This is a genomic window from Paraburkholderia steynii (assembly GCF_900100565.1).
Taxonomy (GTDB): domain Bacteria; phylum Pseudomonadota; class Gammaproteobacteria; order Burkholderiales; family Burkholderiaceae; genus Paraburkholderia; species Paraburkholderia terrae.
The window spans coordinates 173,150-187,549 of sequence record NZ_FNDI01000003.1 but is presented as its reverse complement, the minus strand read 5'-3'; the positions used below and the strand labels follow the sequence as shown (position 1 = coordinate 187,549).

Below are 14,400 nucleotides of genomic sequence, written 5' to 3'. Positions count from 1 at the left end.
CCTTTGGGGGCCCTCAGGCAAAAAGAAATGTTGGCGGTGTTAGCCGCTTTCTTTTGCCTACTTTTCTTTGCGGCGGCAAAGAAAAGTAGGTGCCGCCCCGCACAGGGGCGACGCTTGAAGCACGCTAACAAATCGCGGATGCCAGCACAAAAGCTAGAACAACCAAACCGCCCGCGCCGCAAAAGGCCGTACGCGGATACCAGCGCAAAGCCATAAAACCCAACCCAGCGTCGCAGACAAAAAACTCACTTCCGCTTCGCTGCAACCACCTGCCCCTTCTCGGTAATAACCGAAGCAAACTCCTCGACCTTCGAGAACCGAACCGCCTTAACAACACCAAACTTACTACTATCAACCACGAGATGACTCTCGACAGCCGCCGCCATCGCGGCCTGTTTCAGAGCGACTTCATGAAAGTTCCAGCACGTCACTCCGTGCGCATCATCAACGCCGCCGGCGGAAATAAACGCCTTGTTGATCCCCATGCGGCGAAGCACCTCGATGCTTTCTTCGCCCGAAAACGAATCCGACGACGGCACATAAACACCGCCCAGCAGAATCATCCGCACATTAGGCTTGCGCCGCAAAATCTCCGCAACGTTCAGCGAATAGCAGACAATCGTCACATGCAGATCGTTAGGAATCAGCCGCGCGAGCGTGGTAAGCGTCGTACCGCAGTCGATGAATAGCGTCTCGTTGTTCCCGATCAGCTTCGCCGCCACAGCCGACGCCTCCGCCTTGGCCTGCGCGAAATGGTCCTTTTCCTGCTCCAGCGAATAGCCAGCCGTGTTCGGCACGTCAGTCGCGCTGACGATATACCCGCCCAGATACGTGAAATGCCCCGGGCTCGCAGCAATGTCCCGGCGTACCGTCATCTCCGATACGCCCAGCAGCGTCGCCGCGTCGCGCAGGCGCATCACGCTCTGTTTGGCCAGCGCATCGGCGAGCATGCGCAGACGTTCAGTTTTTAGCATGGGGATGGTCTCTTCAACGCGATGTTGAGCCGAGATGGCGCGTTAGATTTTGTTCGATTTCCTGAGAAGATTATAACAAGCCTGTGCCCGGCCGGCTGATGAATTTGCTCAAATTGCGGGCATTCCCCAACATCGCGTCCAGGTCGGCGTCGGTGTCCATATCGAGGCATGAAAACTCAGAACGCGTCAGATTTCGCCTATGTCGATTGCTTGGAAAAGCGGGGCATTCCACTTATTCTGACGTGAGCGCCCGGGAACTGATGACGTGCCGCCCGGTCTTCTGCTTAATTCAAATCAGGAGCCACATCCATGACGCGTCCCGTCGATTCCGGCGTAATTCTTCTTGCCCGCCTTGCGCTTGCCGTGCTGTTCCTTTGGGGCGGCGTGATGAAGCTGCTCGGCTATGCGGGCTTCGTCGGTTATCTGCATTCGAAGGGCGTGCCGTTCGTGCAGGTCGCCGCGCCGATTGCGACGGCCGTCGAGGTGCTCGGCGGACTCTTCCTCGTGGTCGGCTTCAGGATCCGCGCGCTAGGCCTGTTCATGGCCGCCTATACGATCGCAACAGCCGTCCTCGGACACGACTTCTGGAACATCACCGACGCTGCCTTGCAGCGCGACATGATCATCCATTTCTGGAAGAACGTCGGCATCGCGGGCGGATTCTTGCTGCTGTTCGTGACGGGCGCGGGACGCATCAGCATCGACGGCGCGCGCGCGCCGCGTGGCGGCCTGGGCAGCAGCCTGTGATCGTTGCGCTGGCAGCGGGACGCAGCGGCACCAGGGCGGCAATAAGCGCGCCCTCCGTTGCGACGCTGCCGCAAGAGCGGGCATCATTCGTGCAGCATCGATATCTGGCAAGCCAATTCGACTAAAAGGAGCACGCGATGATTCAAGCTTTTGACCAAACGATCAACGGCACGGTCATGCAGTTTTGCGCGAGCCTCGGCGAAGGGCCGACGCCGCATCGTGTGATCATCAGCCGGGCCGATACGGCCGAAACGCTGGTGATCCTCGATGCAGCCGGATTGATCAGCTCGATCAAGGCGGAAATCGAGCAGCCGGAGACGCTCGTCGCCGACGCGATCCGCAAGGTGCAGAGCGAAGGGCTCATCGAAAGGGCGCTCGATACGGGCGCGATTCAGGAGACGACGCTGTAACGCCTCCTGCCGCTTCTGGCAAAACAACACCCACGATGCCGCGTGCATCGTGGGTGTTGTGTTTTTAGCGCGTCATGCGTGCGTTATTTGCTGGCGTTCGCAGCCCGTACGCCGTTGCGGCCAGCGCGCGCCCGATCGCGCGCGTGCGGCTCGGGATGCACGAGACACGCGAGCCCGAGCGCGCACAGCAGGATGCACGACGAGATCAGCGTCGACGATCGGAGTCCGGCCACCACATGCGCTGCGCCCGCCGCATCCGATGCGCTCGCGAGCGCGCCGAACGCTGCCACGCCGACTGCGCCGCCCGCCTGCCGCGCCGTGTTCAGAACCGCCGATGCCGTGCCGGCGCGCTGCGTGTCGACGGAAGCGAGCACGGCCGTGGTCATCGCCGGGACGGCGAGGCCCATGCCGGACGGAATCAGCAGGAACGGCACCAGCAGCGTCCAGAGCGGCGAAGCAGCTTGCGCGAAGTGCAGCAGCCCGTAGCCGAGAGCAGCCGTGATCGCGCCCGCGATCATCGGCACCCGCGCGCCGAATCGACCGACCACCCAGCCGCTCGCGACATTCGAGACCAGGAATCCGCCCGTCAGCGGCAGGAACGCGAGACCGGCCTGCAGCGGCGTCTCGCCGCGCGCATGCTGCAGATAAAGGCTCAGCACAAACACGACGCCGTAGTAAGTCAGATTCACGCAGATACCGAACAGCACGGCCGCGCTGAAGGTGCGGTTGCCGAAGAACGTGAGCGGCAGCATCGGCGTATCGACGCGACGCTCGGTGATGATGAACGCGACAGTCGCGATCAGCGCGAGCATGAAGCTGCCATAAACGAGCGGATTCGCCAGCCCAAGCGGCCGCCATTCGATCACGGCGCCCGTGAAGGCCGTCAGCGCGACGACTGCGAGCAACTGACCAACGGGGTCGATGCCGCGTACGGTTGAAGCCCTGGTGGACTTATCAGGCGCTTTATCAGTCGAGGCCGCTCGCGGATGCGGCACCCACGCGAAAGTTGCAGCCAGCCCCAACGCACAGATGGGCAGATTCACGAGAAAGATCGCGCGCCAGCCGAACGCGGCGATCAGCAGTCCGCCGATCACCGGGCCTGCCGCAATCGCGATCGCGCCCGCCGCCGTCCACAGGCCGACGGCGCGAGCGCGTAGCTTCGGATCGTGGCTGCACGCTTCGTTGAGCAGCGCGAGCGAATTGGGCAACATTGCCGCCGCGCCCATCCCTTGCACGGCGCGCGCGGCGACGAGCAGCGCGGCGCCCGATGCGAGTCCGCAGGCCAGCGACGCCGCCGCGAACAGCGCGATGCCGCACGCGAACATCCGGCGCGCGCCGAAGCGGTCGCCCAGCACGCCCGCCGACAGCATCAGCACCGCGAACGCGAGCGTGTACGCATCGACGATCCATTGCAGGCCCGTGACGTTCGCATGCAGATCCGCGCCGATCTTCGCGAGCGCGATGTTGACGATGGTCACGTCGAGTTGCGTGACGATGAAGCCGACGCTGACCGTCGCGACGATGCGCGCGAGGGCGGGCGTAAAGCGAGGTACGGGAGAAGTATTCATGCGTCGATGATAGGGCGGCCCTGCCATGCGACGTTTCGGACCGGCTTGAAGTGTCGATTCGACGACCAGTCCTTGCGGGCAAGTGGCGTGCCTGCGCACGCCACTTAAAACAGCTTTATCGCGCCGCGTCCTTCTTCACGAAGCACGCGGTCAGCGCGCCGATCACGCACAACGCGCCGACATAGAGCGCGGGCGCCATCGGATTCGACTTCAGCATCAGCGAAACGACGATCGGCGTCAGGCCACCGAACACCGCGTACGCGACGTTGTACGAGAACGAGATGCCCGAGAAGCGCACGACGGGCGGGAACGCGTTGACCATCACGAACGGCACCGCGCCGATCACGCCGACGAACAGGCCCGCGATGGCATACAGCGGCACGAGCATCGCGCTATCGACGGCGAGTTGCTGGAACAGCACGTAATACGCGATGCCGAGCCCCACGCAGCCGACGAAAATCGTGCGGCCCGCGCCGAAGCGACCCGCGAGCGAGCCCGCCAGCACGCAGCCGATCGTCAGGAACAGCGTCGCGATGCTGTTGGCGAACAGTGCCGTTGCCGGCGCGATGTGAAACTGCTTTTGCAGCAGCGTCGGCGTCATCAGGATCACGACGACGATCGCGGCCGATAGCATCCACGTCAGCAGCATCGACACGATCACGGCGCGGCCGTGATCGCGCAGCACGGCCTTCAGCGGAATTTCCGCAGCCAGCGACTTGCGCTGCTTCATTTCGGCGAACACGGGCGTCTCGTGCAGCCAGCGGCGCAGATACACCGAGAACAGGCCGAATACACCGCCGAGCAGGAACGGAATGCGCCACGCGAAATCCGCGATGTCGGTGGCCGCGAAGTGGCGATTTACCGCCGACGCAACCAGCGAGCCGAGCAGGATCCCCGCCGTCAAGCCCGCTGTCAGCGTGCCGCACGCATAGCCGACGTGGCGCTGCGGCACGTGCTCGGAGACGAACACCCACGCGCCCGGCACTTCGCCGCCGACAGCCGCGCCCTGCATCACGCGGAACAGGAGCAGCAGCACGGGCGCCATGATGCCGATGCTCGCGTAGGTGGGCAGCATGCCCATCATCAGCGTGGGCAGCGACATCAGCAGCACGCTCAGCGTGAACATGCGCTTGCGGCCGAGCAGGTCGCCGAAGTGCGCCATGATGATGCCGCCCAGCGGCCGCGCCAGATAACCGGCGGCGAAGATGCCGAAGGTCTGCAGCTGACGCAGCCAGTCGGGAATCGACTGCGGGAAGAACAGCTGTCCGATCGCCGGGGCGAAGAACACGAAGATGATGAAGTCGTAGAACTCGAGCGCGCCGCCGAGCGCGGCGAGGCTGAGCGTCTTGTAGTCGTGGCGGGTCAAGGAGCGCGCGTGCGCGCTGTCCCTGGCGTGTGGTCTACCCAGTTCTGTTGCTTGCATTGCCTGTCGTTGTATGAATAGAAGAGCCGCGCGTTGCGCGCGGAGTACGGCGGTCGTCAGGCAGGAAGTGCGGCAGTGCGGGGTAGGGCACGGGACACGGCACGCCGGCCCGGATAGGGCGGCGTGATGACGATTTTGGCCAGCCCGCGATTTTACAGGATGTAATTTGTCGCAGAACCTTTGCAAATTCGGACAAGTCTTATGGGCTTAACGATACAGCGTGAACAGAATCGCGATCCTGGACCAATTGTCGAGGACTCAACCATGCGTATCGCCATTCTTCAACGTGACCTCGTGCAGGGTAAGTTGCTGGAAAAAATCATCGTTCAGGCTGGCCACAGTTGCGTCGTGTACGACGACGGCCTGACGCTCTCCAAGGTGCTCGCCCGCTCGACGGTCGATCTGCTGATTCTCGACTGGCACGCGCTGCGTCTGTCGGGCACGGACGTGCTCAAGGCGGTTCGCTCGGTAGGCGGCGAGCGCATGCCCGTGATGTTCGCGTCGGCGGATGGTTCGGAAGAAAGCGCGGTGCGCGCGTTCGTGCTGGGCGCCGACGACTACGCCATGCTGCCCGTGCGGCATGCCGAGTTTCGCGAGCGCCTGTCCGCGCTGCTGCGCCGCGCGTATCCGGAACGCTACGGCAAGGATAGTTTCGACGTCGGGCCTTATCACTTCGACACCCGTCGCCAGCTGGTCACGCTGCGCGGAGCGCCCGTGCAGTTGTCGGGCACGCAGTACCGGCTGGCGTCGCTGTTCTTTTCGAACATCGGCCGCGTGCTGTCGCGCGATCACATCTTCGCGATGGTCTGGGGCCGCGAGTTCCGCGAGGTGACCCGCACGATCGACAGCCACGTGTCGCGCCTGCGCGTGCTGCTGCAGATTGAGCCGCAAAACGATTTTCGTCTGCAGCCCGTGTACAAGAGCGGCTATCGCCTGCTGCATCTGCGCACGAACGAAACTGCCGTTGTGCCGCATGCGGAAGCGGCCTGAGCGGATTTAAGCTTTTCTGGCGGCGGCTACCTGTGGAAGGAAGCCGCCGTTTTCTTTTTGTTTCCCGCGTTCGTGCTTACAGCTTTGGCAATGCCGGACGCATTTCAATCGAGCGACGGATCAGCGCTTCGACGGCCTTGCGCTCGTCGCCGGCGAGCGGCAGCCGCGGCGGACGCACCGGCTCCGTGCCAAGGCCGACAATCGCTTCCGCCAGCTTGATGTTCTGCACGAGCTTCGCCGACACATCGAGCGCGAGCAGTGGCGCGAACCAGCGATAGATCGCGCGCGCTTCCTCCAGCCGTCCCGCCTTCAGCAACTTGTAGATCGCGACCGTCTCGTGCGGGAACGCGCACACCAGTCCCGCGACCCAGCCGTGCGCGCCCATCAGGATCGCTTCCATCGCCAGATTGTCGACGCCGCACAGAATCGCATAGCGGTCGCCGACTTCGTTGATGAGATCCGTCACGCGCCGCACGTCGCCGCACGATTCCTTGATCGCGACGATCTTCTTCTCGTCGGCGATCTCGGCGAACATCTCCGGCGTCATGTCGACGCCATACGCGAGCGGATTGTTGTAGACCATCAGCGGCAGCGGGCTGGCATCGGCGACCATGCGGAAGTGGTTCAGCGTCTCGCGGCGGTCCGACAGATAGCGAAGGCCAGGCAGCACCATATAGCCCGCCGCGCCGCGCTTCGCGCCCGCTTCGGCCTGGCGGCAGCCGTCGAGCGTGCTGTTTTCGGCGATCGTCAGGAGCACGGGCACGCGGCCGCGCGATGCCTCGACGGCTACGTCGAGCACCTGCAGCTTTTCATCGAGGGAAAGGGTGGACGCCTCGCCAAGCGAGCCGCACACGATGATCCCGTCGACACCCGCGTCGATCTGCGCCTCGATATTCTTGCCGGTCCACGCGCGGTCTATGCTGAAATCCGCGTTGAACTTGGTGGTGACTGCGGGCAATACGCCTTGCCAGATATGCGCCACGACTGCTCTCCTGAAAGTGATGAGTCGAGTGCAGTGTAAGCAGGGAATATTCGGATGTCTTGCGCGAATCGCGCGTTTCGCGTGACGATTTCGGCATAGCGGCTGTGCGAGAGGAATCCCTTATTTACGATGCTTTCGGCGTTTCGTGCTCGTTTTGCCCTTCATTCAACCGCCGAACGCGGCTGGACCGATACCCTACCCGCACGCGATGCAGCCGCGCTCCGCCTGCTCGATGATCCATCCGGCCACAGCCTGAATGCAAGCGGCATCCGCATTCTTCGGGCTATGCTGAAATCGTCACAATCCACGCGCAGCAGCTTCAAGACTGCGCGCCGCCGCGTTTCTACCATGAGCAGCATGAAAACCTTGAACGTCATCGATTCGCACACGGGCGGTGAACCGACCCGCCTCGTGGTGTCCGGCGGCCCCGACCTCGGCGGCGGCACGCTCCCGCAACGGCTCGACGTGTTTCGCGCGCGCTTCGACGACTGGCGCGCGGGTATCGTCACCGAGCCGCGCGGGTCGGATGTGGTGGTCGGCGCGCTGTTGTGCGAGCCGGATCGCAAGGAGTGCGCGGCGGGCGTGATCTTCTTCAACAACGTCGGCTACCTGGGGATGTGCGGGCACGGCACGATCGGCCTCGTCGTCTCGCTTGCGCATATGGGAAGCATTGGGCCGGGGCGGCATCTGATCGATACGCCTGTCGGCATTGTCGAGGCGACGCTCAACGCCGATCTCAGCGTGTCAGTGCGCAACGTGCCGGCTTACCGGCATCGCAAGGACGTCACCGTCGACGTGCCCGGTTTCGGTCCGCTGACGGGCGATATCGCGTGGGGCGGCAACTGGTTCTTTCTCGTCGCGGACCATGGACGCACGCTGGACGCGTCGAACATTCCCGAGCTCACGCACTTCAGCTCGACGATCCGCGACGCACTGATCGCGGCGGGCATCACGGGTGCGAACGGCGCGCTGATCGACCACATCGAACTGTTCGGGCCGGGTTCGCGCGAGGGCCTCGACAGCCGCAGCTTCGTGCTGTGCCCCGGCAACGCGTACGACCGCTCGCCGTGCGGCACGGGTACGAGCGCGAAGGTCGCGTGCCTCGCCGCCGACGGCAAGCTCGCGGCGGGAACGGTGTGGCGGCAGGAGAGCATTATCGGCAGCGTATTTGAAGCGAGCTATGCGGAAGGCAGCACGCAGGACGGCATCGCGACCGTCATTCCGACCATCACCGGGCACGCCCACATCATGGCCGAGAGCCGCCTTTGCTTCGACGAGCGCGATCCGTTCGCGTGGGGCATCCGCACGGTATGACGGCGGATGTCGTGATCGTCGGCGCGGGCATCGTCGGCGCGGCGTGCGCAGCGGAACTCGCCGCGCGTGGGCTGCGCGTGACGGTGCTCGATGTGCAGGGTATCGGCGGTGGCGCGACGGCGGCGGGCATGGGGCATATCGTAGTGATGAACGATTCGCCGGCGGAGTTCGCGTTGAGCCGCTATTCGCGCGACTTGTGGCTAGAACTTGCGCCGCAGTTGCGAACGCGCGATGCGTTTGCGCGCTGCGGCACGCTGTGGGTCGCAGCCGACGCCGAAGAGCTCGACGCCGCGCGTGAGATGCATGCCGGCTTCGTCGCGCAGGACGTCGCGGCGCAACTGCTCGACGAGCACGCGCTCTATGACTGTGAGCCGTCGCTCGCAGCGGGCATGGCGGGCGGCTTGCTCATCGGCCACGACAGCATCGTGTATGCGCCGTCTGCGGCGCAATGGCTGCTCACGCAATCGCCCGGCGCTGCGCGGATCGACTTGAGACTGCATGCGCAAGCCGTGGCCGTCGATGCCCAACACGTCACACTGTCGAATGGCGAGCGCGTCGGCGGCGCGCACATCGTCGTCGCGAACGGATTGCAGGCGCGTGAACTCGTGCGAGGCCTGCCGCTGCAGCCAAAAAAAGGCCATTTGCTGATCACCGATCGATATCCCGGTTTTATCCGTCATCAACTGCTCGAACTCGGCTATATCAAGAGCGCCCATCACGCGACGGGAACCTCCGTCGCGTTCAACGCGCAGCCTCGACCGACGGGACAACTGCTGATCGGCTCGTCGCGTCAGTTCGACACCACCGACGCAGCCGTCGAAATGCCCGTGCTCGCGCAGATGCTGCAGCGCGCGGCGCGTTATCTGCCCAAGTTGCCGACGCTCAACGGCATTCGCGCATGGACGGGCTTTCGCGCGGCATCGCCGGATGGCTTACCGCTGATCGGTCCTGCGGGCGGCGCGGCGCCCGGCGTGTGGCTTGCTGTCGGCCACGAAGGACTGGGCGTGACGACGTCGCTCGGCACGGCGCAGTTGCTCGCCGCGCAGATCACGCAGACAGCGGCGGCCATTGCTGTCGATCCGTTTCTGCCTGCGCGTTTCGAGTTTGGGGCGTGTCATGTCTGAAGTGCTTCTTCCACGCGTTCGCGTCACGATCGACGGCAACCCTGTCGAGATCGAGCAGGGCGCCACCATCGCCGCTGCACTGGCGGTGTGCGGCGGGAGCGCATACGGCACACGCGGGTCCGTCACTGGCGAGCCGCGCGCGCCGATGTGCGGCATGGGCGTGTGCCAGGAATGCCGCGTGACGGTCGATGGACGCATGCATGTGCTCGCATGTCAGACCGTGTGCCGCGACGGCCAGATCGTGCAAACGACGAGGCCGCGATGAACGGTCAGCATTTCGATGTCGTCGTCGTGGGTGCGGGGCCGGCGGGTCTCGCTGCCGCTTGCGAGGCGGCGAAAACGGGCGCGCGCGTCGCCGTGCTCGACGACAATCCTCGCGCGGGCGGCCAGGTATGGCGCAATGGGCCCGCGCATCCGCCATCCGATGAACTGGCCGCGCTTCTACATGGGATCTACGCGAACGGCAACGTGATGCTGGCGTCCGCGATGCGCGTCATTGCGCCGCTCGACAAAGGCCGTTTGCTGATCGAATCGGCGGAACAAGGCGGCGCGTGCATCGGCTACGACCGCCTGATCCTCGCCACTGGCGCCCGTGAACTGCTGTTGCCGTTCGACGGCTGGACGCTGCCCGGCGTGACGGGCGCAGGCGGCTTGCAGGCTTTGATCAAGGGCGGCGTGCCTGTGCGCGGCGAGCGCATCGTGATTGCAGGCAGCGGTCCGTTGCTGCTCGCGTCCCTCGCGACCGCGCGTGCCGCAGGCGCGCGGGTCGTGGCCGTGGTCGAGCAGGCGCCGTTAGCGTCGGTGCTGCGCTTTGGCGTGTCGCTTGCGGCGACGCCCGCGAAGCTCGTGCAAGCGGCTCAACTGACGCGCGGCTTTGCAGGGCTTCGTTATCTGACGTCGAGCGTGGTGCGGGCGGCGCAGGGTAGTGGACGCGTCGAGCGTGCGATCGTTGAACGCAAGGGTGGACGCATGGAGACGATCGATTGCGATCGCATCGCTTGCGGCTACGGCCTCGTGCCGAACACGACGCTCGCTCGCGCGTTGGGCTGCGCGACGCGCGCCGACGGTGCGATCGCTGTCGACGACGCGCAGCGCACGTCCGTCGCAAACATCTTCGCGGCGGGCGAATGTGTGGGCGTCGGCGGGATGGAGCTTGCGCGAGTGGAAGGGCGGCTTGCGGGGCTTACCGCCGTGGACGTCGAGCAGGGCGAGCAACTGAGACGCGAACGCGAGCGCTGGCAGCGGTTCGCCGCGCGCGTCGAGTCGGCATTCGCGCTGCGCGACTACACGCGCCAACTACCCGCCGACGACACATTGCTATGCCGTTGCGAAGACGTATCGATCGGCGAGGTCCGGGCGCATGCGAACTGGCGCGACGCGAAGCTGCACACGCGCTGCGGAATGGGCGCATGCCAGGGCCGCATTTGCGGCGGTGCGGCGCAGGCGTTGCTCGGCTGGGATGTGACGCAGGTTCGTCCGCCCATCCACCCGGCGCAGATCGCCACGCTGATCCTTGCGGCCGATGAGGATGCGGCCGCGCATTGACCCGCCCGTCCGCGTGAGAATTACCAGGGCGCGAATCGAACGCGCTGACGCAAGACTTTTTCGCCCGCCACGCGCCGCCCTATAATCGATCAGCCCGCGACACCCGCCGGGGCAGTCTTCACGCTCTCGCAGCCCATGCACGGAACCCTCACGATGAACACGTTCGCTTCTACGCTTGACGCGCTCGATTCGGGTGAGGCGTCGCTGGCCGGGATGCTCTCGCATTTCGCGCTGCTCGAACCCGTCTTCGACGCGATGCCCGATATCGTGTTCTTCGTGAAGGATGCGCAGGCGCGCTACGCGCTCGTCAATCGCACGCTGGTGTCGCGCTGTGGATTCAAGGAGAAAGAAAAGCTGCTTGGCAAGACGGCGGAAGACGTGTTTCCGAGCCGCTTCGGCCGCATCTACACGGCGCAGGACAAGGCGGTGATCCATGTCGGCAATCAGATGGTCGATCAGCTGGAACTGCATCTGTATCCGGGCCGGCAGCCGGGCTGGTGTCTGACCTGCAAGCAGCCGTTGCGCGACGCGGCGGGGCGGGTGGTCGGGCTGGCGGGCATTTCACGCGATCTGCGCGCCGATGAAATCAGCCACCCCGCGTATAGCCGGCTCGCGACGGTCGTGCAGTATCTGCAAGAAAATTATGTGCAGCCGCTGAATTTGAAACAGCTTGCCGCGATGGCGGATATGTCGGTTGCGCAGCTCGAACGGTATTTTCACAAGGTGTTTCATCTGACGCCACGCCAGGTGCTGCTGAAGACCCGGCTCGATGCGGCGACAGCTTTACTTGTATCGCACGACAAGGTCACCGATGTCGCCGCCCTGTGCGGCTATACAGATCACAGTGCGTTCACGCGGCAATTCAAGGCGACCGTCGGCGTCACGCCGACCGAATACCGGATGCTGTTGCACGGCACCTCGCGCAACTAACTGTCAATTCCGCGCCGCGACATTGAGCAAAAACAAATCAGCGATTAGCCGCGCTTGCGGTCACAAGCCAGTCACAAGCAGCCAGATATAAGCAGCCAGAGAACGATGCCTGCCCGCCGCGCAAAGCTTCGCTACTACGTTTACGTGGTCGCGCTCGACGATACCGTCTGGAACGAGGCACGCTTTCGACGCGCGAATCCCGACTATCGGTTCGAACGGCCGTGCGTGTATGTGGGTATGACCGGGCTGGACCCGGACTTGCGCTTCGACCGTCACAAAGCGGGCATTCAGTCGAATCGCTATGTGCGCGACTACGGTTTGCGGCTGATGCCGGAACTGTACGAAGTCTTCAATCCCCTGCCGTACGACGGGGCGCGCGACATGGAAGTCGAACTGGCGATCGGTTTGCGCGAATCAGGGTATGGCGTATGGCAGGCGTAATTTCGCAGCGCGAGATGCGCCGAAAAGCGGGATGTGCTTCTCTTACTTGACGCCGAGTCCGCGCAGAATCGCGTTGCCTTCGGGCGTCAGGCGAATGTGTGATTCACCCGCATCCGTGGCGATGCTTTCGACGAGTCCGGCTTCCTGCAGCGTCGGAATCTCCGGCTTGGCAAACGCAGCCATAGGCGCGTGCAGCAACAGCAGCATCGTTGCAAGCTCATGCGGGCTGAGGAGCCGGCGGAGAATGGTCGTCTTTTTAGGCGGCGCTGCTTTCGCGGCGGCGGCTTGCGCGGATGCGGCCGGAGAGTCGGTCGCAATGCGCGTCGTCGGGTCGTTGCGGTCTTTGTAGTAATCCATCCTGGCACCTGGGTGGAACGCGGGTCAGTGTGAAGGACGAATACTGGCAGCGCAGACTTAAACGATTCTTAAGCCATCCGCCTTCGAGGGCGGAGAAGTTGTTACATCCAGTTACGCCGCCGCGCTTGCGAGCGGCGTCAGGGCGCGCATTCCTTGCTCGCGCTTTCGATCCACAGGTTCGACGTGTTGCGTTTGCCAGCGTAGTAGCGGAACGTCGTGCCGCCGTTGTCGGCGCGGACCTTCACGATGTTGGACTCGCCGAAATCAAGCATCTGGCCTTGCGGTATGGGCGTGGCCTTGACGGGCGTGTCGTGCTTCGCCGCGGCCTGGGTCATGCACTGGATGACATCGTTGACGGGGCGATTCGTCATGTTGTCCTTCATCGGATCGCCGGCATCCGGGTTGTGAGACGCCTGATATTGCGCGCAAGCGGCGAGCAGCAACGGGATGGACAGGGTGACGGCTAGCTTCTTCATGAGTCTCCTTCTGGTTGGCGGTGGGCGCCGCGCGAGGCGTCGGGTGAGGGACGGGCTCGTCGATGCGGAACCGCAAAACGTTCGGGAAATTATATCGGTGCAAGCGGTGTGCCTGATTTTTCGCGGGCACTCGGTGTGGGGGTTTCTTTTGCCGCCGGCGGTTCGGTAAATTATTTTTGGGCTATTTGGTTAATTTGTGCTTGTTTGTTTAGCGTGGAATTGCATGATTTTATTCAAGTAAAATTAACTAGATGGTACAAAATAAGTGAAAACCCCAAAAGACGGGCTTTGTGATGACGTGCAAACTTTGACGCGGCTCGCGTCAGGTGCATCGGGATCGGTTTTCGACGCGCTGTGCGGGGTACTATAGGGAGGTTTTCTAGTCATGAGTTTTGCGTCGGTGCTGGTTTTAAATGGACCTAATCTCAACCTGCTTGGCACGCGAGAGCCGACGATCTACGGAGCGGAAACGCTGGACGACGTTGCGCGTCGCTGCCGCGAGGCGGGGCAAAGGCTCGGTCTCGCGATTGATTTTCGACAGTCGAATGCCGAGCACCAGTTGATAGAGTGGCTTCACGACGCGCGTACGACGCAGCAGGGGATTGTGTTTAATCCTGCGGCTTATACGCATACTTCGGTGGCGATTGCGGATGCGCTGTCGGCGATTGGAAAGCCACTGATCGAAGTGCATATCTCTAATGTTCACAAACGTGAAGCGTTCCGGCATCACTCGTATATGTCCGCTGTCGCGGATGGGGTTATTTGTGGGTGTGGTACTCAGGGATATGTGCTCGCTCTGGAAAGGATGGCGGAGATTTTGAAGTTGAGGTGATGCGCCTTCGCGGCGCGGGCGGTTTGGTTTTTTGCCTTTACGCCGGTGCCTGCGAGGCGCGGGCGATGCCGGTTGGAGTTGCTGGCCTTTCTTCGCTGACATCCGCGTATTGCCTTCGTGCTACAAGCGTTGCCATTTGGTGTTTTTGCCTTTTCGCTGGCATCCGCGCTTTGCCTTCGCGCTTCACGCGTCGCCCCTGTGCGGGGCGGCACCTACTTTTCTTTGCCGCCGCAAAGAAAAGTAGGCAAAAGAAAGCGGCTCACACCGCCAGCTCTTGTTCTTACCCA

At 63.4% G+C, this 14,400-nt stretch carries 16 protein-coding genes; 10 read left to right on the top strand and 6 right to left on the bottom strand.

Features of this window, described 5'->3' with window-relative positions:
* Window positions 1-245 precede the first annotated feature (245 nt).
* Complete coding sequence (locus tag BLT65_RS07280) at window positions 246-974, bottom strand: DeoR/GlpR family DNA-binding transcription regulator (RefSeq protein ID WP_042306438.1); 729 nt, start codon at window positions 972-974, stop codon at window positions 246-248.
* Window positions 975-1,283: 309 nt separating this feature from the next.
* On the opposite strand from BLT65_RS07280, the gene BLT65_RS07275 reads away from it, so the two are divergent.
* Window positions 1,284-1,721, top strand: a complete 438-nt coding sequence (locus BLT65_RS07275) for a DoxX family protein (RefSeq protein ID WP_091776518.1) — start codon at window positions 1,284-1,286, stop codon at window positions 1,719-1,721.
* Between the two features lie 137 nt (window positions 1,722-1,858).
* Window positions 1,859-2,131 (top strand): hypothetical protein, encoded by a 273-nt coding sequence (locus tag BLT65_RS07270; protein WP_007587531.1) that lies wholly within the window; start codon window positions 1,859-1,861, stop codon window positions 2,129-2,131.
* Window positions 2,132-2,214: 83 nt separating this feature from the next.
* On the opposite strand, the gene BLT65_RS07265 is transcribed toward BLT65_RS07270, so the two are convergent.
* Entirely contained in the window at window positions 2,215-3,726 is a 1,512-nt protein-coding gene (locus tag BLT65_RS07265) for an MFS transporter (RefSeq protein WP_091776516.1), read from the bottom strand.
* A gap of 88 nt (window positions 3,727-3,814) precedes the next feature.
* Window positions 3,815-5,122, bottom strand: coding sequence for an MFS transporter (locus tag BLT65_RS07260; protein ID WP_091776512.1), 1,308 nt, complete (start codon window positions 5,120-5,122; stop codon window positions 3,815-3,817).
* A 264-nt stretch (window positions 5,123-5,386) separates the two neighbouring features.
* Between BLT65_RS07260 and BLT65_RS07255 the strand changes: the two genes are divergently transcribed.
* The gene (locus tag BLT65_RS07255) at window positions 5,387-6,112 is read left to right on the top strand and encodes a response regulator transcription factor (RefSeq protein ID WP_091776510.1); all 726 of its coding nucleotides are present in this window, start codon (window positions 5,387-5,389) and stop codon (window positions 6,110-6,112) included.
* A 76-nt stretch (window positions 6,113-6,188) separates the two neighbouring features.
* On the opposite strand, the gene BLT65_RS07250 is transcribed toward BLT65_RS07255, so the two are convergent.
* Window positions 6,189-7,094: a dihydrodipicolinate synthase family protein gene (locus tag BLT65_RS07250; RefSeq protein ID WP_091776508.1), complete on the bottom strand. Its 906-nt coding sequence runs from the start codon at window positions 7,092-7,094 to the stop codon at window positions 6,189-6,191.
* Window positions 7,095-7,442: 348 nt separating this feature from the next.
* On the opposite strand from BLT65_RS07250, the gene BLT65_RS07245 reads away from it, so the two are divergent.
* The 6 genes from BLT65_RS07245 (at window position 7,443) to BLT65_RS07220 (ending at window position 12,448) form a co-directional block, all read left to right on the top strand.
* Window positions 7,443-8,408 (top strand): 4-hydroxyproline epimerase, encoded by a 966-nt coding sequence (locus BLT65_RS07245; protein ID WP_091776960.1) that lies wholly within the window; start codon window positions 7,443-7,445, stop codon window positions 8,406-8,408.
* Entirely contained in the window at window positions 8,405-9,532 is a 1,128-nt protein-coding gene (locus BLT65_RS07240) for an NAD(P)/FAD-dependent oxidoreductase (RefSeq protein ID WP_091776505.1), read from the top strand. The genes BLT65_RS07245 and BLT65_RS07240 overlap by 4 nt, the downstream gene beginning before the upstream one ends.
* Window positions 9,525-9,797, top strand: a complete 273-nt coding sequence (locus BLT65_RS07235) for a (2Fe-2S)-binding protein (RefSeq protein ID WP_091776502.1) — start codon at window positions 9,525-9,527, stop codon at window positions 9,795-9,797. Before BLT65_RS07240 ends, BLT65_RS07235 begins: the two co-directional genes overlap by 8 nt.
* Window positions 9,794-11,077 (top strand): FAD-dependent oxidoreductase, encoded by a 1,284-nt coding sequence (locus BLT65_RS07230; protein ID WP_091776500.1) that lies wholly within the window; start codon window positions 9,794-9,796, stop codon window positions 11,075-11,077. Before BLT65_RS07235 ends, BLT65_RS07230 begins: the two co-directional genes overlap by 4 nt.
* 153 nt (window positions 11,078-11,230) lie before the next feature.
* Window positions 11,231-12,007, top strand: coding sequence for an AraC family transcriptional regulator (locus BLT65_RS07225; RefSeq protein ID WP_042306430.1), 777 nt, complete (start codon window positions 11,231-11,233; stop codon window positions 12,005-12,007).
* Between the two features lie 105 nt (window positions 12,008-12,112).
* On the top strand, window positions 12,113-12,448 hold the full coding sequence (locus BLT65_RS07220) for a hypothetical protein (RefSeq protein WP_042306429.1): 336 nt from the start codon (window positions 12,113-12,115) through the stop codon (window positions 12,446-12,448).
* Between the two features lie 42 nt (window positions 12,449-12,490).
* On the opposite strand, the gene BLT65_RS07215 is transcribed toward BLT65_RS07220, so the two are convergent.
* Together BLT65_RS07215 and BLT65_RS07210 are read right to left on the bottom strand one after the other, a co-directional pair.
* Entirely contained in the window at window positions 12,491-12,805 is a 315-nt protein-coding gene (locus BLT65_RS07215) for a hypothetical protein (RefSeq protein WP_081920848.1), read from the bottom strand.
* A gap of 137 nt (window positions 12,806-12,942) precedes the next feature.
* Window positions 12,943-13,281: a hypothetical protein gene (locus BLT65_RS07210; RefSeq protein ID WP_042306428.1), complete on the bottom strand. Its 339-nt coding sequence runs from the start codon at window positions 13,279-13,281 to the stop codon at window positions 12,943-12,945.
* 385 nt (window positions 13,282-13,666) lie between these two features.
* Between BLT65_RS07210 and aroQ the strand changes: the two genes are divergently transcribed.
* Window positions 13,667-14,113 (top strand): type II 3-dehydroquinate dehydratase, encoded by a 447-nt coding sequence (aroQ, locus tag BLT65_RS07205; protein ID WP_091776498.1) that lies wholly within the window; start codon window positions 13,667-13,669, stop codon window positions 14,111-14,113.
* The last annotated feature ends 287 nt before the right edge of the window (window positions 14,114-14,400 follow it).

What these genes read in the sequence shown, in the direction of transcription:
- BLT65_RS07240 (WP_091776505.1), top strand. Translation starts at nt 8,405, where the DNA reads ATGACGGCGGATGTCGTGATCGTCGGCGCGGGCATCGTCGGCGCGGCG.
- BLT65_RS07280 (WP_042306438.1), bottom strand. Translation starts at nt 974, where the DNA reads ATGCTAAAAACTGAACGTCTGCGCATGCTCGCCGATGCGCTGGCCAAA.
- BLT65_RS07235 (WP_091776502.1), top strand. Translation starts at nt 9,525, where the DNA reads ATGTCTGAAGTGCTTCTTCCACGCGTTCGCGTCACGATCGACGGCAAC.
- BLT65_RS07215 (WP_081920848.1), bottom strand. Translation starts at nt 12,805, where the DNA reads ATGGATTACTACAAAGACCGCAACGACCCGACGACGCGCATTGCGACC.
- BLT65_RS07225 (WP_042306430.1), top strand. Translation starts at nt 11,231, where the DNA reads ATGAACACGTTCGCTTCTACGCTTGACGCGCTCGATTCGGGTGAGGCG.
- BLT65_RS07265 (WP_091776516.1), bottom strand. Translation starts at nt 3,726, where the DNA reads ATGGCAGGGCCGCCCTATCATCGACGCATGAATACTTCTCCCGTACCT.
- aroQ (WP_091776498.1), top strand. Translation starts at nt 13,667, where the DNA reads ATGAGTTTTGCGTCGGTGCTGGTTTTAAATGGACCTAATCTCAACCTG.
- BLT65_RS07270 (WP_007587531.1), top strand. Translation starts at nt 1,859, where the DNA reads ATGATTCAAGCTTTTGACCAAACGATCAACGGCACGGTCATGCAGTTT.
- BLT65_RS07230 (WP_091776500.1), top strand. Translation starts at nt 9,794, where the DNA reads ATGAACGGTCAGCATTTCGATGTCGTCGTCGTGGGTGCGGGGCCGGCG.
- BLT65_RS07210 (WP_042306428.1), bottom strand. Translation starts at nt 13,281, where the DNA reads ATGAAGAAGCTAGCCGTCACCCTGTCCATCCCGTTGCTGCTCGCCGCT.
- BLT65_RS07245 (WP_091776960.1), top strand. Translation starts at nt 7,443, where the DNA reads ATGAGCAGCATGAAAACCTTGAACGTCATCGATTCGCACACGGGCGGT.
- BLT65_RS07275 (WP_091776518.1), top strand. Translation starts at nt 1,284, where the DNA reads ATGACGCGTCCCGTCGATTCCGGCGTAATTCTTCTTGCCCGCCTTGCG.
- BLT65_RS07255 (WP_091776510.1), top strand. Translation starts at nt 5,387, where the DNA reads ATGCGTATCGCCATTCTTCAACGTGACCTCGTGCAGGGTAAGTTGCTG.
- BLT65_RS07260 (WP_091776512.1), bottom strand. Translation starts at nt 5,122, where the DNA reads ATGCAAGCAACAGAACTGGGTAGACCACACGCCAGGGACAGCGCGCAC.
- BLT65_RS07220 (WP_042306429.1), top strand. Translation starts at nt 12,113, where the DNA reads ATGCCTGCCCGCCGCGCAAAGCTTCGCTACTACGTTTACGTGGTCGCG.